This is a genomic window from Vibrio sp. 2132-1 (assembly GCF_033344315.1).
Map to the genome: position 1 here is coordinate 182120 of NZ_JAWPON010000002.1, position 24030 is coordinate 206149.

The window sequence follows — 24030 nt, forward strand, 5'->3', positions numbered from 1 at the left end:
GAGAGCGTGTTAACACTATAGCTACAGTTAATGAACTGTAGTACCCTACCTTTAATTACAATTAGTTATCGAGAGGCTTACACCTTGAGTGACATGGCAAAAAATTTAATTCTGTGGCTTGTTATCGCCGTCGTATTGATGTCGGTATTCCAGAGCTTTGGCCCTGGAGAAAGCAATGGCAGAACCGTGGATTACACCACGTTTGTACAGGAAGTTGGCCAAGGCCAGATTCAAGAAGCAACTTTTAAAGACGGTGAAATTAGCTTTGTTCGTCGTGGCGGCGGTGCCAAAATGGTCACTTACATGCCAGTGTATGACCAAAAGCTTCTAGATGACCTAATTAACCAAAACGTGAAAGTACAAGGCACGCCTCCAGAAGAGCAAAGCTTGCTTGGTACTATCTTCATCTCTTGGTTCCCAATGATCTTACTGATTGGTGTATGGATTTTCTTCATGCGTCAAATGCAAGGCGGCGGTGGTAAAGGCGCCATGTCTTTTGGTAAGAGCAAAGCTCGAATGATGAGCGAAGAACAAATCAAGACAACTTTTGCTGACGTTGCTGGTTGTGACGAAGCAAAAGAAGACGTGAAAGAACTGGTGGACTACCTACGCGATCCAAGCCGCTTCCAAAAACTGGGCGGTAAGATTCCAACGGGTGTTCTAATGGTTGGTCCTCCTGGTACGGGTAAAACGCTTCTAGCGAAAGCCATTGCCGGTGAGGCGAAAGTACCATTCTTTACTATCTCTGGTTCTGATTTCGTAGAGATGTTCGTTGGTGTTGGTGCATCTCGTGTGCGTGACATGTTTGAACAAGCAAAGAAAGCCGCACCTTGTATCATCTTTATCGATGAGATCGATGCGGTAGGTCGTCAACGTGGCGCAGGTGTTGGTGGTGGTCATGATGAACGTGAACAAACACTAAACCAAATGCTCGTTGAGATGGATGGTTTCGAAGGTAACGAAGGTATTATCGTTATCGCTGCGACTAACCGTCCTGATGTGTTGGACCCTGCGTTACTGCGTCCTGGTCGTTTTGACCGCCAAGTGGTAGTTGGTCTTCCAGATGTACGTGGCCGTGAACAGATCCTAAAAGTTCACATGCGTAAGGTCCCTCTAGCGGGTGATGTAGAGCCTTCTCTCATCGCGCGTGGTACTCCAGGCTTCTCTGGTGCTGACCTAGCAAACTTAGTTAACGAAGCAGCCCTGTTTGCTGCGCGCGGTAACAAGCGCAACGTTTCTATGGTTGAGTTTGAACTGGCGAAAGACAAAATCATGATGGGTGCTGAGCGCCGTTCAATGGTGATGTCTGAGGAAGTTAAAGAGTCAACCGCATACCACGAAGCGGGTCACGCGATTGTTGGTCGCTTGGTTCCTGAACACGATCCAGTGTACAAAGTGTCTATCATTCCACGTGGTCGTGCGTTGGGTGTAACAATGTACCTTCCAGAGCAGGACCGCGTGAGTATGTCTCGCCAACACCTAGAATCAATGATTTCTAGCTTGTACGGTGGTCGTTTAGCAGAAGAACTTATCTACGGTGCTGACAAAGTATCAACCGGTGCTTCTAATGATATCGAGCGCGCAACAGATATTGCTCGTAAGATGGTTACTCAATGGGGTTTCTCTGAAAAGCTTGGCCCTCTGCTGTATGCAGAAGATGAAGGCGAAGTGTTCTTAGGACGTAGTGTAACTCAGACTAAACATGTGTCTGACGATACAGCGAAGTTGATTGATGACGAAGTTCGTCAGATCATTGACCGCAACTACGATCGTGCGAAGAAGATTCTTCAAGAGAACATGGATATCATGCATGCGATGAAAGATGCGCTGATGAAGTATGAAACCATTGATGCTCGCCAGATTGATGACTTAATGGAGCGCAAAGCTGAAATTCGTGAGCCTGCGGGCTGGAGTGATAACTCAGCAAGCAAACCAGAAGACAGCGACAAGCCTCAAGCAAAGCAAGAAGTTAAAGAAGAAGCAACGGAGACTGCGAAAGATGCAGAACAGCCTAGCTCTTCTGAAACAACTTCTAACGAAGCGCCTGAAAAGAAAGACTCTGAATAAAGAGTATCGATAATATTAAACCCCGAGTTATCTCGGGGTTTTTGTGTTTATGATGATGATTACAGCAAATAACAAATCTTTGGACCTTTCGCGTCCACATGTCATGGCCATTCTAAATGTGACACCGGATTCCTTTTCGGATGGCGGTAAATACAACTCAATTGAACTTGCTCTTGCTCAAGTTGATAAAATGATAAAGGCTGGTGTAAGTATTGTTGATGTTGGTGGTGAATCGACAAGACCTGGTGCACCGGATGTGTCTTTGGAAGAAGAGCTTAGGCGTGTTGTCCCAGTAATCAAAGCCATTCGTGAAAAGTATGATGTGTGGATTTCCGTTGACACCAGTAAAGCAGAAGTGATGCGTCAAGCAATTGATGCTGGGGCTGATTTGATCAATGACATCCGCTCGCTGCAAGAGCCAGGTGCTCTGGAAGTCGCAGCAGAAGCAAACCTTCCAATTTGTCTGATGCATATGAAAGGTCAGCCTAGGACCATGCAAGTTGACCCTCATTATGATGATTTAATGGGGGACGTGTCGGCTTTTCTAGAAGAACGTATCGCGGCGTGTGAAGCAGCAGGGATTGATAAATCTCAACTGATTCTCGATCCTGGGTTTGGCTTTGGCAAAACAATCGAACACAATTATCATATGCTTGCTCATCTTGAAAAGTTTCATGAATTCGGCCTGCCTATTTTGGCTGGCATGTCTCGTAAATCCATGATCTTCAAACTGTTAGACAAGCCAGCGGCAGAGTGTACGAACGCAAGTGTCGTTTGTGCTACGATTGCCGCGATGAAAGGCGCGCAGATCATTCGCGTGCATGACTTTGAAGAGACATTCGAAGCGATGAAAGTTGTTGAGATGACGAAAAACAATATTTAAAAATAATAAAGGAAAGTTTATGTCGAATGAAAGACGTTACTTTGGTACTGACGGTGTGCGCGGTAAAGTAGGACAATACCCAATCACTCCAGACTTCGTACTTAAGCTTGGCTGGGCTGCTGGTCGTGTACTAGCGAAACAAGGCACAAAGAAAGTTATCATAGGTAAAGATACACGTATTTCAGGTTATATGCTTGAATCTGCACTAGAGGCTGGCCTTGCAGCTGCGGGACTTAAAGCAACATTTACTGGTCCCATGCCAACTCCAGCTGTGGCATATTTAACTCAGACTTTCCGTGCCGAGGCTGGTATTGTGATTTCTGCATCACATAACCCATATTACGACAACGGCATTAAATTCTTTTCTTCTGAGGGTACTAAGCTACCTGACGATATTGAATTGGCGATTGAAGCAGAGTTAGATAAAGAAATTGAATGTGTGGAGTCTGCTGAGCTTGGTAAAGCAACCCGCCTAAATGATGCAGCTGGTCGTTACATCGAATTCTGTAAGAGTACTTTCCCATCTGAGTTGAGCCTTGCGAACTTTAAGATCGTAGTAGACTGTGCGCACGGTGCAACGTACCACATCGCTCCAAATGTTTTCAAAGAACTTGGGGCAGAAGTTATCGCTATGGGCGTAGAGCCTAACGGCATCAACATTAATGAAAAAGTGGGCGCAACAGACGTACGAGCTCTTCAACAGCGTGTTGTTGAAGAGCAAGCGCATCTTGGTCTCGCATTTGATGGTGATGGTGACCGCATCATTATGGTCGACCACCTAGGTAACAAAGTTGATGGTGACCAAATTGCTTATATCATCGCTCGTGATGCACTTCGTCGTGGTGAGCTAAAGGGTGGTGTTGTTGGTACACTAATGACTAACTTGGGTATGGAAAATGGTTTAAAGCAGCTAGGCATTCCGTTTGTACGTGCTGCTGTTGGTGACCGTTATGTCATGGAGCAACTGCTAGAAAAAGGTTGGAAAATTGGTGCTGAAAACTCAGGCCATGTGATCTTATTAGATAAAGTCACAACCGGCGATGCGATTGTTGCTGCACTTCAAGTACTTGCTTCTGTAATTGGCAGCGATATGTCTTTATATGAACTATCGCAAGGAATGACACTATATCCTCAGGTTTTAGAAAATGTCCGTTTCTCAGGAGAAAGTAACCCTCTTGAAGCTACAGCTGTATTAAACGCTGTCGCTGAAGTAGAGGCGACACTTGGTGATAAAGGGCGTGTACTGCTGCGTAAGTCTGGCACTGAGCCTTTGATCCGCGTTATGGTGGAAGGCGAAGATGGTGAACTAGTTCAACACTCAGCATTGAAAATCGCTGAGGCTGTTAAAGCAAGTTGTTAATCATTGCGTTAAAGCATGTCTTGAATGAAAAGGGCATCTTTTGCCCTTTTTTTGAGCGCTTAACGCATTGGCATTGATTTTTTACTAATTTTCCCTTGTCAGCGTTACTGGCTTTCGCTAGTATTGCTCCGCCTCCCGTTAGGAGGTCGCTAGCCTTGTTCATAATGATTTATTCTTTTGAACGGCGCTGGCTCAACAATTTGGAACATAGGTGGAAAAAATGTTTTCAGTTCTACTTGTGATTTACCTGTTGGCAGCGCTTGGTGTGATTGGCCTTGTGTTGATTCAACAAGGTAAAGGCGCAGATATGGGAGCCTCGTTCGGTGCTGGTGCTTCAAACACAGTGTTTGGTGCTGGCGGCTCAGGTAATTTCTTAACCCGAACAACTGCTATTTTAGCAACCGTATTCTTTATCGTTAGCTTGTTACTTGGTCGTATGTCTACGCACCAGACTGAATCACAATGGGTAGACCCAACGTTAGGTCAACCAGTTGTTGAACAAGTTAAGGATGCAGCGAGTGAAGTTCCTGCCCCAGCGGGTGATGAAATTCCTCAATAAGCTGTAAGGTTTTGATGCCGAGATGGTGAAATTGGTAGACACGCTAGCATGAGGTGCTAGTGCCTTAGGTGTGAGGGTTCGAGTCCCTCTCTCGGCACCATGTATTTACAAACTTGTAAATCACTTGTTTGCGAGTATAATGCTCAGCAAGTCGGACGCGGGGTGGAGCAGCTTGGTAGCTCGTCGGGCTCATAACCCGAAGGTCGTCGGTTCAAATCCGGCCCCCGCAACCAATCTCTTTCTTTAAAAGGAAATCGTAGATTGGCAAGTTTGCGTAGTGCTAACCACACTACGAGTTAAGAAAAGCAATTGTTGGCTATTCTTAACGTATCAGGGTCCAGCAGCATAAAACCCCGACTATCGGGGTTTTTTGTTATCTGAGCTTTTTGAAATAGCTCAGATACTGCTTGGTTTTTTGATTGGGCTCTGAGCCCTTTTTTTGTTTCTGGAGTGGTTAAATGACTGGTTTAGAAAGACAACTTACTGAAATGCTTGACGCGCCAGTAGCGGCATCAGGTTATGAGTTAGTTGGATTAGAATTCATTCGTGCAGGCGCGCACTCAACGTTACGTATCTACATTGACCATGAAAATGGTATTAACGTAGACGACTGTGCAGAAGTTAGCCACCAAGTTAGTGCAGTTTTAGACGTTGAAGATCCAATTTCTGTTGCTTACAGCCTAGAAGTGTCTTCTCCAGGTTTAGAAAGACCACTTTTTAAAGCAGCACATTACGAGCAATTTATTGGTCACGAGGTCAGCATCGTATTGAAAATGGCTGTAGCAAACCGTCGTAAGTGGAAAGGTATTATCCACGGTGTTGATGGCGAAACAGTGACAATTACTGTAGACGGTCAGCAAGAAGAGTTTGCTCTAAGTAACATTTCCAAAGCTAACCTGATCCCTAAATTTTAGTTCCCTAAAAAAGTTTAAGCTTAGAGGCTAAATACAATGAGTAAAGAAATTTTAGCGGTAGCAGAAGCGGTATCGAACGAAAAAGCGGTACCTCGTGAGCGTATCTTTGAGGCTCTTGAGATTGCTCTAGCAACTTCTACAAAGAAAAAATACGAAATCGAAATCGACGTACGTGTTGCCATTGACCGTAAAACCGGTGAGTTTGTAACTTACCGCCGTTGGTTAGTTGTTGATGACGTTGAGAACCCTACAAAAGAGATCTCACTAGAAGCAGCGCAATACGAAGATGACTCAATCGAGCTTGGCGACTACGTAGAAGACGAAATCGAATCAGTAACGTTTGACCGTATTACGACTCAAACTGCTAAGCAAGTTATCGTACAAAAAGTTCGTGAAGCTGAGCGCGCACAAATCGTTGAACAGTTCATCGACAATGAAGGTGATCTAATCACTGGTGTCGTGAAAAAAGTAAACCGTGACACAATCGTGCTTGATCTTGGTAATAACGCTGAAGCGGTAATCCTGCGTGATGACCAACTTCCTCGTGAAAACTTCCGTCCAGGCGACCGTGTACGTGGCCTTCTTTACAAAGTCGCGCCTGAAGCACGTGGTTTCCAATTGTTCATCACTCGTTCTAAGCCAGAAATGTTGGCAGAACTGTTCCGTGTTGAAGTGCCTGAAATCGCAGAAGATATTATCGAGTTGAAAGGCGCGGCACGTGATCCTGGTTCTCGCGCTAAGATCGCTGTCAAAACAAATGACAAACGTATCGACCCTGTAGGTGCGTGTGTTGGTATGCGTGGTGCACGTGTACAAGCTGTTTCTGGCGAACTTGGTGGGGAGCGTATCGATATTGTGCTTTGGGATGATAACCCAGCTCAATTCGTTATCAACGCAATGGCGCCAGCTGATGTTGCTTCTATCATCGTTGATGAGGATGCACACTCAATGGACATCGCAGTTGAAGCTGACAACCTAGCGCAAGCTATCGGTCGTAACGGTCAAAACGTGCGTCTAGCATCTCAACTAACAGGTTGGGAACTGAATGTTATGACAGTTGCTGATCTTCAGAAGAAACACGCTGAAGAATCACAAGCATCTATTGAAAACTTCATGAAGTACCTAGATATTGAAGAAGACTTCGCTCAACTTCTTGTTGAAGAAGGTTTCTCAACGCTAGAAGAAATCGCATACGTGCCAGTTAACGAGCTACTAGAAATCGATGGTTTGAATGAAGAACTAATCGAAGAGCTTCGTGGACGTGCAAAAGATGCACTAACGACGATCGCACTAGCACAAGAAGAGTCTTTTGAAGGTCTAGAACCAGCTGAGGACCTACTTGCACTTGAAGGTCTTGAGCGTGAGATGGCATTTAAATTGGCAGCGAAAGGTGTAGCGACACTGGAAGATCTTGCTGACCAAGGTATTGACGATTTAGAAGGTATCGAAGGCCTGACCGAAGAACGTGCAGGTGAGCTAATTATGGCCGCACGTAACATCTGTTGGTTCGGCGAAGAAGCATAATTTTCGGCAAGGAGGAAGCGGCATGACACAATTAACAGTTAAAGCACTGAGTGATGAGATTGGTACGCCAGTCGACCGCTTGATTGAACAACTTGCTGACGCTGGCATTAAAAAGGCGAGCTCTGACAATGTTACTGATGAAGAGAAGCAGAAGCTTCTCTCTCATTTAAAGAAAGAACACGGTGATAAATCAGGTGATTCAGAGCCGACTCGCCTTACGCTTCAGCGTAAAACTCGTAGTACACTTAGTGTGAACGCGGGTGGTGGTAAGAGTAAGAATGTTCAGGTTGAGGTGCGCAAAAAACGTACATACGTGAAGCGCAGCACAATTGAAGATGAAGCGAAACGTGAAGCTGAAGAAGCAGCACAACGTGAAGCAGAAGAAGCAGCAAAACGTGCAGCAGAAGAAGCTGCAAAACGTGAAGCTGAAGAAGCTGCGAAACGTGAAGCTGAAGAAGCTGCAAAACGTGAAGCGGAAGAAAAAGCGAAACGTGAAGCTGAAGAAAAAGCGAAGCGAGACGTAGATACGAATGCACAACGTAATGCTGAAGAAAAAGCAAAGCGTGATGCTGAAGAGAAAATTAAGCAAGAAGCAGCGCGAAAAGAGGCCGACGAGCTTAAACGTCGTCAGGAAGAAGAAGCTAAGCGTAAGGCTGAAGAGGAAAGTCAGCGCAAGCTTGAAGAAGCTCGCGAATTGGCTGAAAAGAATAAAGAGCGTTGGTCTGCTGCAGAAGAGAAAAAGGGTGATATGGAAGATACAGATTACCATGTAACGACTTCACAATACGCACGTGAAGCCGAAGATGAAGCAGATCGCAAAGTAGAAGGCGGTCGTCGTAAGAAGAAAAAAGCAGCTTCGGGTAAAGACGACCAAGCTCGCGGTGGCCGTAACAACCAACGTGGCGGTAGAGGTCGTAAGGGCAAACTTGCTAAGCCGACTTCAATGCAGCACGGGTTTGATAAGTCAGCAACGGTTGCTAAGCAAGACGTTGTAATTGGCGAAACGATCGTTCTATCAGAACTTGCTAACAAGATGTCGGTTAAAGCGACAGAAGTTATCAAAGTAATGATGAAGATGGGCGCTATGGCGACTATCAACCAAGTGATCGACCAAGAAACAGCACAACTTGTTGCTGAAGAAATGGGCCATAAAGTAGTTCTTCGTAAAGAGAACGAACTGGAAGAAGCGGTACTATCTGACCGTGACACTAACGCGGAAGCAGTTCCACGTGCTCCAGTTGTTACTATCATGGGTCACGTTGACCACGGTAAAACGTCAACACTTGACTACATCCGTCGCACACACGTTGCTTCTGGCGAAGCGGGTGGTATTACTCAGCACATTGGTGCGTACCACGTTGAAACAGACAACGGCATGATCACGTTCCTTGATACTCCTGGACACGCAGCGTTTACTGCAATGCGTGCTCGTGGTGCTCAAGCAACAGATATCGTTGTTCTTGTAGTTGCAGCAGACGATGGCGTAATGCCACAAACAGTAGAAGCGATTCAGCACGCGAAAGCGGCAGGCGTTCCTCTAATTGTTGCTGTGAACAAGATCGATAAAGAAGACGCGAACCCAGATAACGTTAAGAACGAGCTTGCTCAATACGACGTTATTCCTGAAGAGTGGGGCGGTGAGAACATGTTCGTTCACATCTCTGCTAAACAGGGTACAAACATCGATGGTCTTCTAGAAGCAATCCTTCTTCAGTCTGAAGTTCTTGAACTTACAGCTGTAGCTGAAGGCATGGCATCTGGTGTTGTTGTTGAATCTCGCCTAGATAAAGGTCGTGGTCCAGTTGCAACAGTACTTGTTCAATCAGGTACACTAAACAAAGGCGACATCGTTCTTTGTGGTCAAGAATACGGCCGTGTTCGTGCAATGCGTGATGAGCTAGGTAAAGAAATTACTTCGGCTGGCCCATCTATCCCTGTAGAGATCCTAGGTCTTTCAGGTGTACCATCTTCAGGTGATGAAGCAACAGTAGTTCGTGACGAGCGTAAAGCGCGTGAAGTAGCTAACTACCGTGCTGGTAAGTTCCGTGAAGTGAAACTTGCTCGTCAGCAGAAATCTAAACTAGAGAACATGTTCTCTAACATGACTGCTGGTGAAGTTGCTGAACTTAACGTTGTACTTAAAGCAGACGTTCAAGGTTCTGTAGAAGCAATCGCAGACTCACTAGTTAAGCTATCTACTGACGAAGTTAAAGTGAACATCGTTGGTTCTGGTGTTGGTGGTATTACGGAAACTGACGTAGTACTAGCGGAAGCTTCAAACGCAATCATCCTTGGCTTTAACGTTCGTGCAGATGCTTCTGCTCGCCGTGCTGTAGAAGCCGCAGCTGTTGACTTACGTTACTACTCAATCATTTACCAATTGATTGACGAAGTGAAACAAGCAATGGGCGGTATGCTTGCTCCAGAATTCAAGCAAGAGATCATTGGTCTTGCTGAAGTTCGTGACGTGTTTAAGTCACCGAAACTGGGTGCTATCGCTGGTTGTATGGTTACAGAAGGTGTGATCAAGCGTAACAACCCAATCCGTGTACTACGTGATAACGTTGTTATTTACGAAGGTGAACTAGAGTCACTACGTCGTTTCAAAGATGACGTTCAAGAAGTTAAGAATGGCTACGAATGTGGTATCGGCGTTAAGAACTACAATGATGTTCGCGTTGGTGACCAAATCGAAGTCTTCGAAATCGTTGAAATTAAACGTACTCTAGACTAATTGACTAAAATTACTAATATTGTCTTTGAAAGATAAGTAGTAATTGGTTGTTGAATACACCATGGGGGGCTGGCTTTGACCAACCCCCCATTCTTTCTATATAAGAGTAAAGATATGTCAAAAGAATTTAGCCGCACGCAGCGCGTTGCACAGCAGTTGCAAAAAGAACTAGCGATGATCCTTCAACGTGAAGTTCGTGACTCTCGCCTTGGCATGGTGACGATCTCAGACGTAGAAGTCTCTCGTGACCTAGCTTACGCAAAAGTATTTGTGACCTTCCTGTGTGTGGGTGAGCAAACACCAGAATCATGTCTAGCAGCGCTACGTGAGCACGAAGTGCACATTCGCATGATGTTAGGTAAGCGTATTCGTCTACGTTTAACGCCAGAAATCCGCTTCCACTATGACAATACGCTTGTTGAAGGTATGCGTATGTCTAACCTAGTGTCTGAAGTCGTTAGTTCAGACAAACAAAAGCAAAAAGATTCTGGTCGTGAGGACGAAGAATAATGGCTCGTCGTCGTAAAGGTCGTCCAATTAATGGCGTTATACTGTTGGACAAACCAACAGGCATCTCTTCCAATGATGCACTGCAAAAAGTAAAGCGAGTCTACTTTGCTGAGAAAGCAGGCCACACTGGAGCCTTGGACCCATTAGCGACAGGCATGCTGCCAATTTGCTTGGGTGAAGCGACAAAATTTTCTCAGTTTCTTCTTGATTCTGATAAACGCTACCGCGTGATCGCAAAGCTGGGTGAACGTACCAATACGTCTGACTCGGATGGTGAAGTTGTAGAGACACGTCCAGTCGATGTTACGTTAGACAAGCTAGAAGCGTGCATCGATCAGTTCCGTGGTGAATCTGATCAAGTGCCTTCCATGTTCTCTGCGTTGAAGTATCAAGGTAAACCCTTGTATGAATACGCTCGTAAAGGCATCGAAGTTCCGCGCGAATCTCGTAAGATCACGGTATATGAGATTGTTCTTCACCGTTTTGAAGGCGATGAAGTAGAGATGGAAGTGCACTGCTCTAAAGGTACCTATATTCGTACTATCGTTGATGATCTGGGCGAAATGTTAGGTTGTGGTGCGCACGTAACTATGCTTCGTCGTACTGGTGTTGCTAAATACCCTTACGAGAATATGGTAACACTTGAGCAACTAAATGAGTTGCTAGAGCAAGCTCACCGCGAGGAACGAGCGCCTCGAGAACTACTGGACCCACTGCTTTTGCCAATGGATACAGCGGTAGAAGACTTACCAGAAGTCAACTTGGTGCCTGAACTGGCGAATATGGTCCAACATGGGCAGCCCGTTCAAGTATTTGGTGCTCCGACTGAGGGCTCACTTCGCCTTACTATGGGTGAAGAACGCTTGTTTATTGGCGTTGGCGAAATGAACGAAGATGGCAAAATCGCTCCTAAGCGATTGGTCGTGTTCCGAGATGACGTTGCATCCAAGTAAATGATTGAAAATACCGACCTGAGTGTCGGTATTTTTATATTGCACGAGATAGGAAATTTCCCTATAATCCGCGCTTCGCGTAGCGGCTGAATCAGAGATTGGCTGCTACAACTTTAAACCTACTCTTATTAGGAGAGAATTATGTCTCTGAATGCAGAAACTAAAGCAGCAATCGTTGCAGAATACGCACAAGGCGAAGGCGACACTGGTTCACCAGAAGTTCAAGTAGCTCTACTTACAGCTTCTATCAACCACCTACAAGGTCACTTCAAAGCGCACAAAGGCGATCACCACAGCCGTCGTGGTCTTCTACGCATGGTTTCTCGTCGTCGTAAGCTTCTAGATTACCTAAAAGGTAAAAACCTAGCTCGCTACCAAGACCTAATCAAACGTCTAGGCCTACGTCGCTAATCAGCGACTGCATAGCAGTTTGTCTAAAAAGGGGCTTTATGCCCCTTTTTTGTTGCCTAAATTTAGCCAAATTAGACTTATGCCGTTATAATACTGGCGGCTAAACCTTGTAAGAGGTTTTCTCAAAAGCTCATAGCATTACAGTCAACCACGTCGACCAAAAGGTCGCGACTATTCAAAAGGAATTTCCGAGTTTCTTTTTACTAGTCGCGATTCGTAATGCCTTGAGTGTCAATTAACACATCTAAGATTTCTTTAAGCACTAAAGGAAGATTAGAAACAAGGAATAACAATGTTCGAAAAACCAGTTGTTAAAACGTTCCAGTACGGTAACCACACAGTTACTTTAGAAACTGGCGTTATTGCACGTCAAGCTACAGCAGCAGTTATGGTCACAATGGATGATACGTCTGTATTCGTATCTGTTGTAGGTAAAAAAGAAGCCGTTGCAGGTCAAGACTTCTTCCCACTAACGGTTAACTACCAAGAGCGTACTTACGCTGCGGGTAAAATTCCAGGCGGCTTCTTCAAACGTGAAGGTCGTCCTTCTGAAGGCGAAACGCTAACAGCTCGTCTAATCGACCGTCCAATCCGTCCGCTATTCCCAGACGCGTTTAAAAACGAAGTTCAGGTTATCGCGACAGTAATGTCTGTAAACCCAGATGTTCAGCCAGATATCGTTACAATGATCGGTACTTCTGCTGCTCTTGCTATCTCTGGCATTCCATTCAACGGCCCTATCGGTGCGGCGCGTGTTGGTCATATCGATGGTCAGCTTGTACTTAACCCTAGCCAAACTGAACTAGAAACTTCTAAGCTTGACCTTGTTGTTGCAGGTACAGAGTCAGCAGTACTGATGGTTGAGTCAGAAGCGGACAACCTAACTGAAGAAGAAATGCTAGCGGCGGTTGTTTATGGTCATGACCAACAACAAGTTGCTATTCAAGCTATCAACGAATTCAAAGCAGAAGTTGCAACTCCTGCTTGGGATTGGGTTGCTCCTGAAGAGAACACAGCGCTTAAAAATAAGATTGCTGATCTAGCAGAAGCTAAACTTGTTGAAGCTTACCAAATTACTGAGAAAATGGCTCGTTACGACCGCATCCATGAGATCGCTGCGGAAGTAAATGAAGTTCTTCTTGCTGAAGATCCTGAAGCAGACACAAAAGAAATCCACACTATCTTCCATGATCTAGAGAAGACAGTAGTACGTAGCCGTATTATTGCAGGTAACCCTCGTATCGATGGCCGTGAAAAAGACATGGTTCGTGCACTAGATGTACGTACTGGTGTTCTTCCTCGTACTCACGGTAGCGCGCTATTCACTCGTGGTGAAACTCAGGCGATCGTTACGGCAACGCTAGGTACTCAGCGTGATGCTCAAATCATCGATGAGCTAACTGGTGAGCGTAAAGATCACTTCCTACTGCACTACAACTTCCCTCCATACTGTGTAGGTGAAACTGGTTTTGTAGGTTCTCCTAAGCGTCGTGAAATCGGCCACGGTAAACTGGCGAAGCGTGGTATTGCTGCAGTAATGCCTTCTGTTGATGAGTTCCCATACACAGTACGTGTTGTATCGGAAATCACTGAATCTAACGGTTCATCTTCAATGGCTTCAGTATGTGGTACTTCTCTTGCGCTTATGGACGCAGGTGTACCAATCAAAGCATCTGTTGCTGGTATTGCAATGGGTCTTGTTAAAGAAGGTGACGATTTCGTTGTACTTTCTGACATCCTTGGCGATGAAGACCACCTAGGTGACATGGACTTTAAAGTAGCAGGTACTAACACTGGTATCACTGCACTTCAAATGGACATCAAGATCGAAGGCATCACTAAAGAAATCATGCAAATTGCGCTTAACCAAGCTCAAGGCGCACGTAAGCACATCCTATCTGTAATGGATGAAGCAATCTCTGGTGCTCGTGAAGACATCTCTGAATTTGCTCCGCGTATTCACACGATGAAGATCAGCGCTGAGAAGATCAAAGACGTTATCGGTAAAGGTGGTGCAGTTATCCGTGCTCTAACTGAAGAGACTGGTACAACTATCGAAATCGAAGACGACGGTACTATCAAGATTGCGGCAACTGAAGGCACTGCTGCGAAAGAAGCTATCCGCCGTATCGAAGAGATCACTGCTGAAGTTGAAGTGGGCCGTATCTACACAGGTAAAGTTGCACGTCTAGCAGACTTCGGTGCATTCGTAACGGTTCTTCCAGGCAAAGATGGTCTTGTACACATTTCTCAAATCGCAGAAAAACGCGTAGAGAAAGTGTCTGACTACCTAGCTGAAGGTCAAGAAGTTCAAGTTAAAGTTCTTGAAATCGACCGCCAAGGCCGTGTACGTCTAAGCATGAAAGAAGCGGTAGAAAAGCCAGCTGAAGAAGCTGCTGCTGAAGCACCAGCTGCTAAAGACGAGTAAGACAAAATGAGACTTTCAGCCTTTTATTAGATTAAGGGCCTGAAAGCATGTTATAAAAGGGGAGCATTTTCGCTCCCCTTTTTTGGTTTGTTTCGATGTATTAACCTCAAACGAGGTTATCGCCTATATTGCATTAAGAGAAATAAATCTTGAGCGGTCCAAACAGGAGTATCAATTAGTGAAATGGTTTCAAACCGCAATTTTATGTGTTGCTATCGCGCTGACCGGTTGTGCAAATACTTCTCAACAATCAGCACAAAAGTGGTTATATCCACCGATGGCGGTGCCACTTCAGCCTAGTGTTCAACAAGAAGTACAAATCGCGCGTCTCTCGCAGTTGCTACAACGTCCCGACCTTAGTGATGAAGTGCGCGCTAAAATGCATTATGAGCGCGGTAGCTACTACGACAGCGTTGGTTTACGTGATCTTGCCCGTTTGGACTTTAACCAGTCTTTGCAGTTGAATCCTGCTCAGCCGGACATCTTCAATCTTTTGGGAGTATACTTTACCCAAGTAGGAGAGTTTGATGCGGCATATGAAGCGTTTGACTCGACCATAGAGTTGGCTCCTGATAATACCTATGCTGAGCGCAACCGTGCGATTGCACTGTATTATGGTGGCCGAATCGATCTCGCTTTAGAAGATATGACCAAGCATTATCAAGAAATGCCAACGGATCCTTTTCGTTCATTATGGCTGTACATCATCGAAGCTGAGCAAAATCCAGAGCAAGCAAAAGCCAATCTTCAACAGCGTTATTTACGAGATCGTAGTGAAGAGTGGGGGTGGGTTCTTGTTGCTATCATCCTGCGAGACGTCTCGGACGAAGACGCGCTTAAAGCAATTATGGATGGAACGAGAGAGAACTATCGCCTAGCTGAACGATTGACGGAAACGTATTTCTACCTTGGAAAGCGTAATCAGCTTGAAGGTGATATCGCAAGTGCCATCTCACTTTATAAGCTCGCGATTTCGTTCAACGTTTACGATTATGTTGAGCATCGCTATTCTTTCTTGGAGTTGGCGCAAATTTACGATCAATTACAGCAAGATAGATTGGCCAAGTTAAAGGCTGCCAAGAAGCTGGAAATTGAATGATTTAGAGCCGCTCGATGAGAGCGGCTTTTTTTATGATTGAACTTGATGAGTGACTCATTTAAAATAGTTAGTCTTGCTAACTAAGTGGTGGTGGCTTTTATGGCATTAGAAGAAAGCTTGATTGATTTAGAGCGTTTTTGCGCCAAAGCTTGGCGTGTCTATGCCAAAGAAGATCCATTATCACATCTAAGCTTTAATGAGTTCGATTATTTACGTGTGATTCAGGTTTACCCTGAGGGTGTGCGAATAACCGATCTTGCAGAAGAGCTGCAAGTGACTAAGCCTTCCGCATCGACAATGGTTGTGCGTTTGGAAAAAAAGGGTTTGGTGAAACGCATCGCATGTAATGAGGATGCTCGTGCTAAGCGTGTGTTGCTTACGGAAGAAGTCGCAGAAAAAATGTCTTTGGAGCAGGTAGTGTACAAAGATATCTCTGACCAAATGATGCAACAATTAAATCAGCAAGAAGCTGAACAGTTACAAGCTTTATTGAATAAAGCATTGAGTAATAAGTCATTTTAAACTGAAGCAAAGGCCTCAGCTGTATGGTTTAGTTTTTGTTGTTTCATCTTTCTTTTATTTAATTTAACCATTTAGTTAGCCTTGCTAATTAAATGGTTAGCTTTGCTAACTACTGGTGACAGTCATGCAAAACTCAATTTATAGACAGTTTTGGAAATATACGATTCCAACCGTCGCAGCAATGCTCGTAAACGGTTTGTATCAAATAGTTGATGGCATTTTTATTGGCCGTTATGTTGGCGCTGACGGATTAGCTGGGATCAATGTTGCGTGGCCTATTATCGGTTCGATCCTCGGTATAGGAATGATGATTGGGGTGGGGACTGGCGCGCTGACTTCGATCAAGCAAGGAGAGAACGATCATGAAGGCGCTAAGCGAATCCTAACGACCGGATTGACGTTGTTAGCGGCATTGATGCCGATCGTTGCTACAATATTGTTCTTGTTTTCGGATGAATTTATTCGCTGGCAAGGTGCGGAAGGGCGAGTGTTTGAACTTGCGCTGCAATATTTGCATATTCTGATTGTCGCGTGCGTATTCACGTTGGGTTCTATCGCAGTTCCGTTTTTATTACGCAATGACGACAGCCCGAACTTAGCAACGATTTTGATGGTCATCGGTGCCGTTATTAACATTGTATTAGACTACGTATTTATTGCTTGGTTGGAGTGGGAGTTAACCGGAGCCGCTATTGCCACTGCACTTGCACAATTAGTGGTCACTGTGCTAGGTATTGGTTACTTCTTTACTTCAAAAGCAACATTACGCCTTAGTATCCGCGACTTCAAAGTTCAGGTTGATGCTGCACCAAAGATTATCATGATAGGTACATCAAGTTTCTTTATGTACGCCTACGGCTCTGTGATGGTGGCACTGCACAACGCGTTATTTTCTCAATACGGAAGTGCAATGTTGATCGGAGCGTACGCCATTTTGGGGTACATCGTGACGGTTTACTATCTGATAGCAGAAGGAATTGCGAATGGTATGCAGCCTTTAGTGAGCTTCAACCACGGTGCGCGTAATCAGGAGAACATTAGAAAGTTATTAAAGGTCGCGATGGGGACATCTGTGCTTGGCGGGGTGGCGTTCGTTGTTTTGATGAACCTTTTCCCGTACGAACTGGTTGCGGTGTTTAATAATGCAGACCAACAGTTGATTGATAGCACCGTAATCGGGATTCGTTTACACATGTTTGCGTTGTTCTTAGATGGTTTTTTAGTTGTGGCGGCCGCGTACTATCAATCAGTAAACAAAGGCAGCAAAGCTATGTTTGTAACACTAGGCAACATGCTGGTCCAGTTGCCATTCTTATTCATTATGCCGAAACTTTTCGGCGTGACAGGTATTTGGTTAGCTTTCCCATTGTCTAACATTGCATTGAGTTTGGTCGTGATCAGTATGTTGTGGCGAGATGTGAAAAAGCTGCTTAATGAGAGTTCTGTCGAACTAAGGGTGCAAGCCTGCTAACAAAAGCTAACAGATAAAAGCGAGGCTAGGCCTCGCTTTTATCTTTAAGGATTAAATGGTTTTTACTTCTAAGCCCGCTAGTTGATGCCAATAGCCATTGCATTGGCGGCTTTCGAGCTTTTCAGGATTATCGCCGTATTCGTTTGAGCGAAAACGCTCTAACTCTGAAAAAGTGTCGATACCAAGAGGGCTTAACCGGACCACATCAACCAGCCCTTTCATACTTGGTAAGTCATTGATGAGGTTGTAGCAATACCCTGACTGTGTTTGAATGCCGTTAAGGTTAAAGACTTCTTGCCCTTCTTGGCTGCTGACCTGGATACCCGTAGGGTATTTGATACAGCAGGTTTCGCAATCGTCTTTCGCTCGGTTTTCAGCTCGGGCTGTGAAACAGCGAGCGGAATACGCTAAAGGCAAATAACCGTGGCTAAATACCTCAACTTCAAACTTGTTACGAATACCAAGCTCGTCACACTGAACTAAAGTATCGTTTAACCATTCGCGAGAGAGTTCGACAGGCATGCACCAACGCATCATACCTTGCTTCAAAAATAAGTTGAGCGTGTGTGCGTTATAAGTATTGATTGCAGGGCCAACGACGAAAGGCACTTTATGCTCTGATGCCAATTGAACAGCAGATACGTCATTTGCTTCAATCGCGAAGTCACCGTTGTCGATGTACTTCCTCATTATGTTTACTTCACTCGGAGCTTCTAGTAGTGCCATTGTTGATAGCACCACTTGCTTGCCAGATGCAGACAGCTCTTTTGCGATTTCAAGCCAATGCGAAGGCTTCATTTCTCGACGTTTTGAACATACGGTTTCCCCAAGATAGATGATGTCCGCGGAGCTTGATTTCGCTTGTTCATAAAACGCTTCGATGTCTTGTTTTGGCCAGAAGTACAACAGCGGGCCAAGCGCGTATTTCATTGAATTATCCATCTTAACCTCTACTGCCATTTGCGGTGATAAGCACCAAGTGTGGTCTGCGTACCTTCAGACACGTTTGCCAATGCGGCATCCCAAGCCGCTTCGACTTGGTAAGCTTCTGGGTTTGCTTGGTAACGGTCAATCGCGGCTCGCCATGTTCGAGTGACTTGTTCTACGTAAGCAGGGCTACGTTGGCGACCTTCAATTTTTACAGAAGCCACATTTGCAGCAAATAGTTCTGGCAGCATAGAGAGGGTGTTCAAACTGGTTGGTTCTTCCAGTGCGTGGTAGCGTTTTTTCTCGCCTTCGATTTCTGCTTCGAAACGACCTTTACACAAGGTAGGGTAGCCCGCATTTTCACCGGTGCTGTAGCGATCGATCAAAATGTCGTTAAGGCGGGATTCCAGACCATTTTCTGTTTCTTGCCAGCGAACGTACTTAGCTGGAGAGCATGCTCCCACAGTGTTTGGAGACTCGCCTGTCATGTATGACGATAGGTAGCAGCGACCTTCAGACATGATGCAAAGGCTACCAAAAGCAAAGACTTCTAACTCGACATCGCTAGTGATGTTGCGTGAGAGCTGTTTGACCTGATGAATCGATAAAACGCGGGGTAGCACTACCCGTTTTACGTTGAAGTTTTGTTTGTAAAAATCAATGGCTGCGACGTTGGTCGCTGATGCTTGCACTGAAAGGTGTAGTTCCAGATCGGGATATTTGCGAGCCGCGTACTCCAGCACTGCAATGTCTGCAACAATCAGCGCGTCTACACCCAGTGCCGCTGCATTGTCTACTGCGTTCGTCCAGCGCTCGAAGCCATTGGGATGAGCGAAGGTATTCAACGCGACATGAATTTTTTTATTGCGGTCATGAACGTATTGCACCGCTTTTTCTAACTTTTTGCCGTTAAAGTTGAGGCCAGCAAAGTGACGGGCGTTGGTATCATCTTTGAAACCAATGTAGACGGCATCGGCACCGCAATCAATCGCAGTTTTTAACGCAGGCAGGTTACCCGCGGGACACAAGAGTTCCATATGCTCACAATCATTGAGAATAAAAAGGTGTCCGCATTTTATGAAGAATTATGAATAGCGAAATTGACCTAAGTTAGGTTTAGCTCAATAAAGTCGATATTTACCCCTTGCGAGTAAGGGTATCGGGTCGGGGTTAGTTCTTGTGACGACGATTCTGTACAAACAGCTCTTCAATTTCGTGTTTTGGCTGTGGGCGATAAAAATGGAATCCTTGAATCGCATTACATTGAAGGTTAGAGAGCAGGGTCGCTTGCTGATGGGTTTCCACCCCCTCGGCAACGACAGTTAAGTCGAGCGACTTACCCAGATTAATGATGTTTTCAATCACAGTGACTTGTTTCGGTAGTGTGTCGATATCATTAATAAAAGCGCGGTCGATTTTTAGCTCGTCAATAGGGAAACGCGCTAAGTAAGAAAGAGAAGAGTAGCCGGTACCAAAGTCATCGATAGAGAGAGCGAAGCCAAGCTTTTTAATCGCATTCAACATTTGCAGTGTATGTTCGCTATCACTCATCACGGCACTTTCGGTTAGCTCGAAGGTAATGCAGCTTGGATCAAGCTCGGTAGTGCGAAGCAGCTTTTCCATAAAGTCGATCAGCTGTGGGTTGCCAAATTGCTCGGGAGAGAGGTTGATGGCGACACGGCCTGGCAGTATGCCTTGTTGCTTCCAACGTTTTACCGTATTGAAAACATCACGCATCACGACACGTCCAAGGTGTTCTATTAACCCAGCGCGCTCGGCGACAGGAATGAATGAGCCAGGACTAATGTACCCTTCGACTGGATGCTTCCAACGAACGAGCGCTTCTGCGCCGTTGATACTGAAGTCTCGCGCGTTAACCTTAGGTTGATACCACACTTCCAAACCGTTCTGCTGCAATGCTTTTTGCAGTTCGATTTCAAGCCACAAACGCATACGCGCTTCTTTGTTCATTTGATCGTTAAATTTGATCAGACGATTTCTACCACGATCTTTGGCTTCATACATCGCAGTATCGGCATTTTGTAGTAGGATTCGCGCATCTTGTCCGTCTTCAGGGTATCGAACGCTACCAATTGAACACGCAAGGCGTTTACTGAAGTGGTGCAAGTCGAAAGGTTGGTTGATCAACGAGATAATGCGATCGGACAAAATTTCAGCCATGCGGGTGTTTTCTGGCTCCGGCAGAATGACGCCAAACTCATCGCCACCCAAATGACCAATAATCGCTTGGTTTGGCAGTAACCGTTTAAGACGGGCCGATACCTCTTGAATCACTTTATCGCCAATATGGTGACCAAGTGAGTCATTAATGTTTTTGAAGTTATCGATATCCAAATAGAATACCAGAAGCGGTGTTTGCTTTTTGATCAGCTGTTCCAAACGTTTGGTGAAGCCAAAGCGGTTGTAGAGTTTGGTGAGCGAGTCAATGTGTATGTCTTCATTCGATGCAGAAGACAGGTTTTTGGGCGCATCATCAGCATCTTGGATTAGGATAATTTGAGATTCGCTACCTAATATCGCCGTGGAATCCGCGTGTAGCTGAACTTTCCGTTCAAAGCCGCATCTTGCGCTGGTTAAGCAGACAAAAGGTTTGTCAGAAATTAATGTACTCAATCGATGACTAAATACCTTTTTACTGTTTTCATCGATGAATAAACGACTTAGCTCTTCACCCAACAATTCATGAGGAGAGTTAAGTCCGAGAAGGCGCGCTGATGCGGGGTTCGCAGAGATGACAATATCATCCTCGATAAGCAGTAAGCCGTCTGGTAGCAGTTGTGTTAACTTCGCAAACTTACTTTCGGACTCTTCTAAGGAGCGAACGAGTATCTGCTTTTCTGAAGTATCGACAGCGTGAAAAACAACAAAGCGAATGTCGTTACCTTCAAAAACTGGCGAAAGACTAAAGTGAAGGCTGGTTTCAAGGTCGGTTTCATCGAGCGTGATTTCGGCTTCGACATGTGCCCCTTTGAACGCGCGCTGATAGTATGGTGCAAGCTTCTTATAAAACTGCTCACCCAGCACTTGGCAATCGTTTAAGCCGACGATTTCCTCATGACTTAAACCTGCGATATCGCAGTAACGGTCACTTACCATTCGATAATTGTGTTTTTTATCAAGAATGGCAAAGAAGAAAGGGCTATTTGAGGTTAGCGTGGCAAACCAATGTTTTAATTGCTGGGAAGGCATTAGGGTATTACCGATCTCCAATGAGCCAGATTATTCGTCCGTGTATAAAAAGCGACACCCTGATAAGCCTGCGGCGGTCTACCACCAAGCTAAAGTGTTACTTGCCATTAAAGGGCTCGCGGTTTTAGCTGTGCAGTCGACAATCACATGGATACGCTCAGATAACTATAACTTTGAAAATACGGTTGTAAAAGTGTTTATCCACCTGTTCGCATCAATAATACACGTAAGTTCAAAAAAAGAAGCGTTAGTGAGCAATAAACCACCAATCTAAAATAAGCACTTTATTGATACATAACAGTAATCTCATCGCCACGATTGCTTAATATAAGCAACCTAATGACAAAGTAACGGATAATGAACGTGTTAAACAAGATTCGCAGTCAACTAGTAAAGAACGCAGCTAATATTTTGCGTTCTCCAGTCCAGTTATTTCCACAGCCAATTCAGCAAAAAGCGTTGCTGGAAGGGCTAAAAATGGTGTTTAAAGAAGCCTTGGAAGATGGTGACTTTGAGTTCCTTGAAGACAAGTGGTTAAAAGTTGCGATTAAAGACTTGAACTTAGCATGGTACATCAGCTATCAAGACGAAAAATTGGTGGTAGCTGAAAAACCAGTTCAGGAAGATGTGAGTTTTAGTGGTAATCTAAACGACCTAGTACTGATTGCTGGTCGTAAAGAAGACCCTGACACACTGTTCTTCCAACGTCGCCTTTCAATTGAAGGTGATACTGAGCTTGGCTTAGAAGTGAAAAACTTAATGGACAGTGTCGACTTAGAGCAGTTACCGAAAGCAATGCAAGTCGCTTTGAATCAATTGGCTGATTTTGTTCAGAAAGGAGTTCAAGCGCCTGCACAACCAACCGGAGTAGCGAATGCTTATTCGAACTGAAGCCCCTGCGGACATTCTTACCATTGACCGCTTATTGAAACACGCCTTCCCAACGGAAGCTGAAGCTGAGCTTGTGATGCGTTTGCGCGAAAACAGCAAATTCACACTTTCCTTAGTCGCGTGTACAGATGAGGGAGAGGTGATAGGCCATGCTTTATTTAGCCCTGTGACCTTAAATGGTGAAGATTTGTCATGGCAAGGGCTAGCGCCATTAGCTGTTCATGAAGATTACCGTCGCCAAGGCATCGCTGCAGAGTTGATCAAAGAAGGTTTCGATTCACTGCGTGATTTTGGCTACCCAGTGTGTGTGGTGTTGGGCGATCCTGATTATTACGCGCGCCAGGGTTTTCAATCATGCGACGAGATGGGCTTTGAATGTGCTTGGGATGTCCCTAAAGGTGCATTTCGAGTCGCAGAGTTGGTCGAAGGTCAATGTGCTGGACGCTCCGGACGCATAGACTATGCGCCAGAGTTCTCTGAACTGTAAATGAAAGAAGCCCACGACTAAGTGGGCTTCTTTCTTATTCACTGAAAACTGAGATAGGGAGGTTAGGATGACTGGTTACTTTTCTTTTTGCCCCAGACCTCTATTTTCGCTTTTTTACTTACCCCTAGCAGGCTGAGTTTTGTGCTTCCCCAGCTACTGTAAGTCATTTCAATCTGTTTTAGCTTGGCTTCTTTTGTACCTGGAAGGCTCCAGGCACGAGTCGACAATCCGCTTGTTAGTACGCCCATAGAGGAAAGCTTTTTCTCACTACCATCTGTCATGACGACTTTTAAACCATTCATGTCTACCGTTCCTTGCACACATTTTAGTTTTATTTTACTGAAGCTTCGGTTTCGGAATAGGCTATTTGGTGTCACGGTATCTGTTTCTGTATGAAAGTTAACGGTTTTCGTTGCAATCAGCTCCCACTCATCGCTGTTATTAGCAAAAACACTCACGCTGGTGGCGGCTACCAGTGTGCAAAGTAGTAGCGTATTTAAGAATTTCATAATGTACCTCATATGTCATACCCAATGTGTGGCCGTTGGCAAAACGCTATGTTCAGGAATATCCAAATCATCTCATTGTGTTCAGGTGTTCCTTGAAGTCCTTTAGGTATAATCGCGATAATTTGATAGGATTGCCCTCGTTCAAATAGGTGACGGAAAATGTCAATTAACGAGAAACAGTATTTACGTGAAATGGGGATCAGCACATGGGAGCTGGTACACCCTGAAAGACTGGAAGGCTATCAATCGCCATTATTGGATTTGCAAAGTTCATGTAAACTCCTATTGGTATCGCCAATATGTCCAGAAAACGAGACGGCATTGATGTTTGAGCGCGTATTAAAAAGCATTAAGCTCACGCTTGATGATGCGCTACACCTAGAGCCTGAGCGCTTATCCATGCTGGGTGAACATCAGCTAGAGTGGGTGTGGTTTGCAGGCTGTGAGGCTGATCAAAGCATCAAGGCAAAGCACCTGACCTCGCCACTATTACAAGATATTGATGGTAATAACGAACAGCGCCGCGCATTGTGGCAACAAATCTGTTCGTACTCTTCTTAACGGAGCTAAT

At 45.0% G+C, this 24030-nt stretch carries 21 protein-coding genes and 2 tRNA genes; 19 read left to right on the forward strand and 4 right to left on the reverse strand.

Annotated elements, in window-relative coordinates; genetic code table 11:
* Positions 1 to 93 precede the first annotated feature (93 nt).
* From ftsH to R8N47_RS02595, 16 genes are all read left to right on the forward strand, one after another.
* Positions 94 to 2067, forward strand: coding sequence for an ATP-dependent zinc metalloprotease FtsH (gene ftsH / locus R8N47_RS02520; RefSeq protein WP_017635895.1), 1974 nt, complete (start codon positions 94 to 96; stop codon positions 2065 to 2067).
* A gap of 52 nt (positions 2068 to 2119) precedes the next feature.
* Complete coding sequence (gene folP, locus R8N47_RS02525; protein WP_064354275.1) at positions 2120 to 2950, forward strand: dihydropteroate synthase; 831 nt, start codon at positions 2120 to 2122, stop codon at positions 2948 to 2950.
* Positions 2951 to 2969: 19 nt separating this feature from the next.
* The gene (gene glmM / locus R8N47_RS02530) at positions 2970 to 4310 is read left to right on the forward strand and encodes a phosphoglucosamine mutase (protein ID WP_005388992.1); all 1341 of its coding nucleotides are present in this window, start codon (positions 2970 to 2972) and stop codon (positions 4308 to 4310) included.
* Positions 4311 to 4530: 220 nt separating this feature from the next.
* The gene (gene secG, locus R8N47_RS02535; RefSeq protein ID WP_005380080.1) at positions 4531 to 4869 is read left to right on the forward strand and encodes a preprotein translocase subunit SecG; all 339 of its coding nucleotides are present in this window, start codon (positions 4531 to 4533) and stop codon (positions 4867 to 4869) included.
* A 16-nt stretch (positions 4870 to 4885) separates the two neighbouring features.
* Positions 4886 to 4969, forward strand: a tRNA-Leu gene (locus R8N47_RS02540).
* A gap of 56 nt (positions 4970 to 5025) precedes the next feature.
* Positions 5026 to 5102: transfer RNA gene (locus tag R8N47_RS02545), tRNA-Met, on the forward strand.
* 225 nt (positions 5103 to 5327) lie between these two features.
* Positions 5328 to 5783: a ribosome maturation factor RimP gene (rimP, locus tag R8N47_RS02550; protein WP_005386424.1), complete on the forward strand. Its 456-nt coding sequence runs from the start codon at positions 5328 to 5330 to the stop codon at positions 5781 to 5783.
* Positions 5784 to 5819: 36 nt separating this feature from the next.
* Positions 5820 to 7307, forward strand: coding sequence for a transcription termination factor NusA (gene nusA, locus R8N47_RS02555; RefSeq protein WP_005380084.1), 1488 nt, complete (start codon positions 5820 to 5822; stop codon positions 7305 to 7307).
* A gap of 22 nt (positions 7308 to 7329) precedes the next feature.
* Positions 7330 to 10041: a translation initiation factor IF-2 gene (gene infB / locus R8N47_RS02560; RefSeq protein ID WP_005380086.1), complete on the forward strand. Its 2712-nt coding sequence runs from the start codon at positions 7330 to 7332 to the stop codon at positions 10039 to 10041.
* Between the two features lie 114 nt (positions 10042 to 10155).
* Entirely contained in the window at positions 10156 to 10551 is a 396-nt protein-coding gene (gene rbfA / locus R8N47_RS02565; protein WP_005380087.1) for a 30S ribosome-binding factor RbfA, read from the forward strand.
* The gene (truB, locus tag R8N47_RS02570) at positions 10551 to 11504 is read left to right on the forward strand and encodes a tRNA pseudouridine(55) synthase TruB (RefSeq protein ID WP_064354274.1); all 954 of its coding nucleotides are present in this window, start codon (positions 10551 to 10553) and stop codon (positions 11502 to 11504) included. Before rbfA ends, truB begins: the two co-directional genes overlap by 1 nt.
* A gap of 141 nt (positions 11505 to 11645) precedes the next feature.
* A complete protein-coding gene (rpsO, locus tag R8N47_RS02575; RefSeq protein WP_005380094.1) occupies positions 11646 to 11915 on the forward strand; it encodes a 30S ribosomal protein S15 in 270 nt (89 codons plus the stop codon).
* A 292-nt stretch (positions 11916 to 12207) separates the two neighbouring features.
* A complete protein-coding gene (pnp, locus tag R8N47_RS02580; protein ID WP_005380098.1) occupies positions 12208 to 14343 on the forward strand; it encodes a polyribonucleotide nucleotidyltransferase in 2136 nt (711 codons plus the stop codon).
* Between the two features lie 178 nt (positions 14344 to 14521).
* On the forward strand, positions 14522 to 15442 hold the full coding sequence (nlpI, locus tag R8N47_RS02585; RefSeq protein ID WP_064354273.1) for a lipoprotein NlpI: 921 nt from the start codon (positions 14522 to 14524) through the stop codon (positions 15440 to 15442).
* Positions 15443 to 15541: 99 nt separating this feature from the next.
* The gene (locus R8N47_RS02590; protein WP_005380103.1) at positions 15542 to 15964 is read left to right on the forward strand and encodes a MarR family winged helix-turn-helix transcriptional regulator; all 423 of its coding nucleotides are present in this window, start codon (positions 15542 to 15544) and stop codon (positions 15962 to 15964) included.
* Positions 15965 to 16088: 124 nt separating this feature from the next.
* Positions 16089 to 17435, forward strand: coding sequence for an MATE family efflux transporter (locus tag R8N47_RS02595; protein WP_064354272.1), 1347 nt, complete (start codon positions 16089 to 16091; stop codon positions 17433 to 17435).
* 51 nt (positions 17436 to 17486) lie between these two features.
* Here R8N47_RS02595 and R8N47_RS02600 read toward each other — a convergent pair whose 3' ends face one another.
* The 3 genes from R8N47_RS02600 to R8N47_RS02610 all read right to left on the reverse strand — a co-directional run bounded on the left by R8N47_RS02600 (position 17487) and on the right by R8N47_RS02610 (position 21572).
* Positions 17487 to 18365 (reverse strand): U32 family peptidase, encoded by an 879-nt coding sequence (locus R8N47_RS02600; RefSeq protein ID WP_064354271.1) that lies wholly within the window; start codon positions 18363 to 18365, stop codon positions 17487 to 17489.
* A 20-nt stretch (positions 18366 to 18385) separates the two neighbouring features.
* Positions 18386 to 19399: a ubiquinone anaerobic biosynthesis protein UbiU gene (gene ubiU / locus R8N47_RS02605; protein ID WP_005380110.1), complete on the reverse strand. Its 1014-nt coding sequence runs from the start codon at positions 19397 to 19399 to the stop codon at positions 18386 to 18388.
* Between the two features lie 133 nt (positions 19400 to 19532).
* Complete coding sequence (locus tag R8N47_RS02610; protein ID WP_005380112.1) at positions 19533 to 21572, reverse strand: bifunctional diguanylate cyclase/phosphodiesterase; 2040 nt, start codon at positions 21570 to 21572, stop codon at positions 19533 to 19535.
* A 363-nt stretch (positions 21573 to 21935) separates the two neighbouring features.
* On the opposite strand from R8N47_RS02610, the gene ubiT reads away from it, so the two are divergent.
* Positions 21936 to 22463: a ubiquinone anaerobic biosynthesis accessory factor UbiT gene (ubiT, locus tag R8N47_RS02615; protein ID WP_054574856.1), complete on the forward strand. Its 528-nt coding sequence runs from the start codon at positions 21936 to 21938 to the stop codon at positions 22461 to 22463.
* A complete protein-coding gene (locus R8N47_RS02620; protein ID WP_005380119.1) occupies positions 22447 to 22950 on the forward strand; it encodes a GNAT family N-acetyltransferase in 504 nt (167 codons plus the stop codon). The genes ubiT and R8N47_RS02620 overlap by 17 nt, the downstream gene beginning before the upstream one ends.
* Positions 22951 to 23012: 62 nt before the next feature.
* On the opposite strand, the gene R8N47_RS02625 is transcribed toward R8N47_RS02620, so the two are convergent.
* Positions 23013 to 23459, reverse strand: a complete 447-nt coding sequence (locus tag R8N47_RS02625; protein WP_054574829.1) for a hypothetical protein — start codon at positions 23457 to 23459, stop codon at positions 23013 to 23015.
* Positions 23460 to 23618: 159 nt separating this feature from the next.
* Here R8N47_RS02625 and R8N47_RS02630 point away from each other — a divergent pair, with 159 nt between their 5' ends.
* Positions 23619 to 24020, forward strand: a complete 402-nt coding sequence (locus tag R8N47_RS02630; protein ID WP_005380121.1) for a DNA polymerase III subunit psi — start codon at positions 23619 to 23621, stop codon at positions 24018 to 24020.
* Positions 24021 to 24030: the final 10 nt, after the last annotated feature.

Excerpts from the sequence above, each read along its gene's own strand:
- ftsH (WP_017635895.1), top strand. The coding sequence starts at position 94 with ATGGCAAAAAATTTAATTCTGTGGCTTGTTATCGCCGTCGTATTGATG.
- folP (WP_064354275.1), top strand. The coding sequence starts at position 2,120 with ATGATGATTACAGCAAATAACAAATCTTTGGACCTTTCGCGTCCACAT.
- glmM (WP_005388992.1), top strand. The coding sequence starts at position 2,970 with ATGTCGAATGAAAGACGTTACTTTGGTACTGACGGTGTGCGCGGTAAA.
- secG (WP_005380080.1), top strand. The coding sequence starts at position 4,531 with ATGTTTTCAGTTCTACTTGTGATTTACCTGTTGGCAGCGCTTGGTGTG.
- rimP (WP_005386424.1), top strand. The coding sequence starts at position 5,328 with ATGACTGGTTTAGAAAGACAACTTACTGAAATGCTTGACGCGCCAGTA.
- nusA (WP_005380084.1), top strand. The coding sequence starts at position 5,820 with ATGAGTAAAGAAATTTTAGCGGTAGCAGAAGCGGTATCGAACGAAAAA.
- infB (WP_005380086.1), top strand. The coding sequence starts at position 7,330 with ATGACACAATTAACAGTTAAAGCACTGAGTGATGAGATTGGTACGCCA.
- rbfA (WP_005380087.1), top strand. The coding sequence starts at position 10,156 with ATGTCAAAAGAATTTAGCCGCACGCAGCGCGTTGCACAGCAGTTGCAA.
- truB (WP_064354274.1), top strand. The coding sequence starts at position 10,551 with ATGGCTCGTCGTCGTAAAGGTCGTCCAATTAATGGCGTTATACTGTTG.
- rpsO (WP_005380094.1), top strand. The coding sequence starts at position 11,646 with ATGTCTCTGAATGCAGAAACTAAAGCAGCAATCGTTGCAGAATACGCA.
- pnp (WP_005380098.1), top strand. The coding sequence starts at position 12,208 with ATGTTCGAAAAACCAGTTGTTAAAACGTTCCAGTACGGTAACCACACA.
- R8N47_RS02590 (WP_005380103.1), top strand. The coding sequence starts at position 15,542 with ATGGCATTAGAAGAAAGCTTGATTGATTTAGAGCGTTTTTGCGCCAAA.
- R8N47_RS02595 (WP_064354272.1), top strand. The coding sequence starts at position 16,089 with ATGCAAAACTCAATTTATAGACAGTTTTGGAAATATACGATTCCAACC.
- R8N47_RS02600 (WP_064354271.1), bottom strand. The coding sequence starts at position 18,365 with ATGAAATACGCGCTTGGCCCGCTGTTGTACTTCTGGCCAAAACAAGAC.
- ubiU (WP_005380110.1), bottom strand. The coding sequence starts at position 19,399 with ATGGAACTCTTGTGTCCCGCGGGTAACCTGCCTGCGTTAAAAACTGCG.
- R8N47_RS02610 (WP_005380112.1), bottom strand. The coding sequence starts at position 21,572 with ATGCCTTCCCAGCAATTAAAACATTGGTTTGCCACGCTAACCTCAAAT.
- R8N47_RS02620 (WP_005380119.1), top strand. The coding sequence starts at position 22,447 with ATGCTTATTCGAACTGAAGCCCCTGCGGACATTCTTACCATTGACCGC.
- R8N47_RS02625 (WP_054574829.1), bottom strand. The coding sequence starts at position 23,459 with ATGAAATTCTTAAATACGCTACTACTTTGCACACTGGTAGCCGCCACC.
- R8N47_RS02630 (WP_005380121.1), top strand. The coding sequence starts at position 23,619 with ATGTCAATTAACGAGAAACAGTATTTACGTGAAATGGGGATCAGCACA.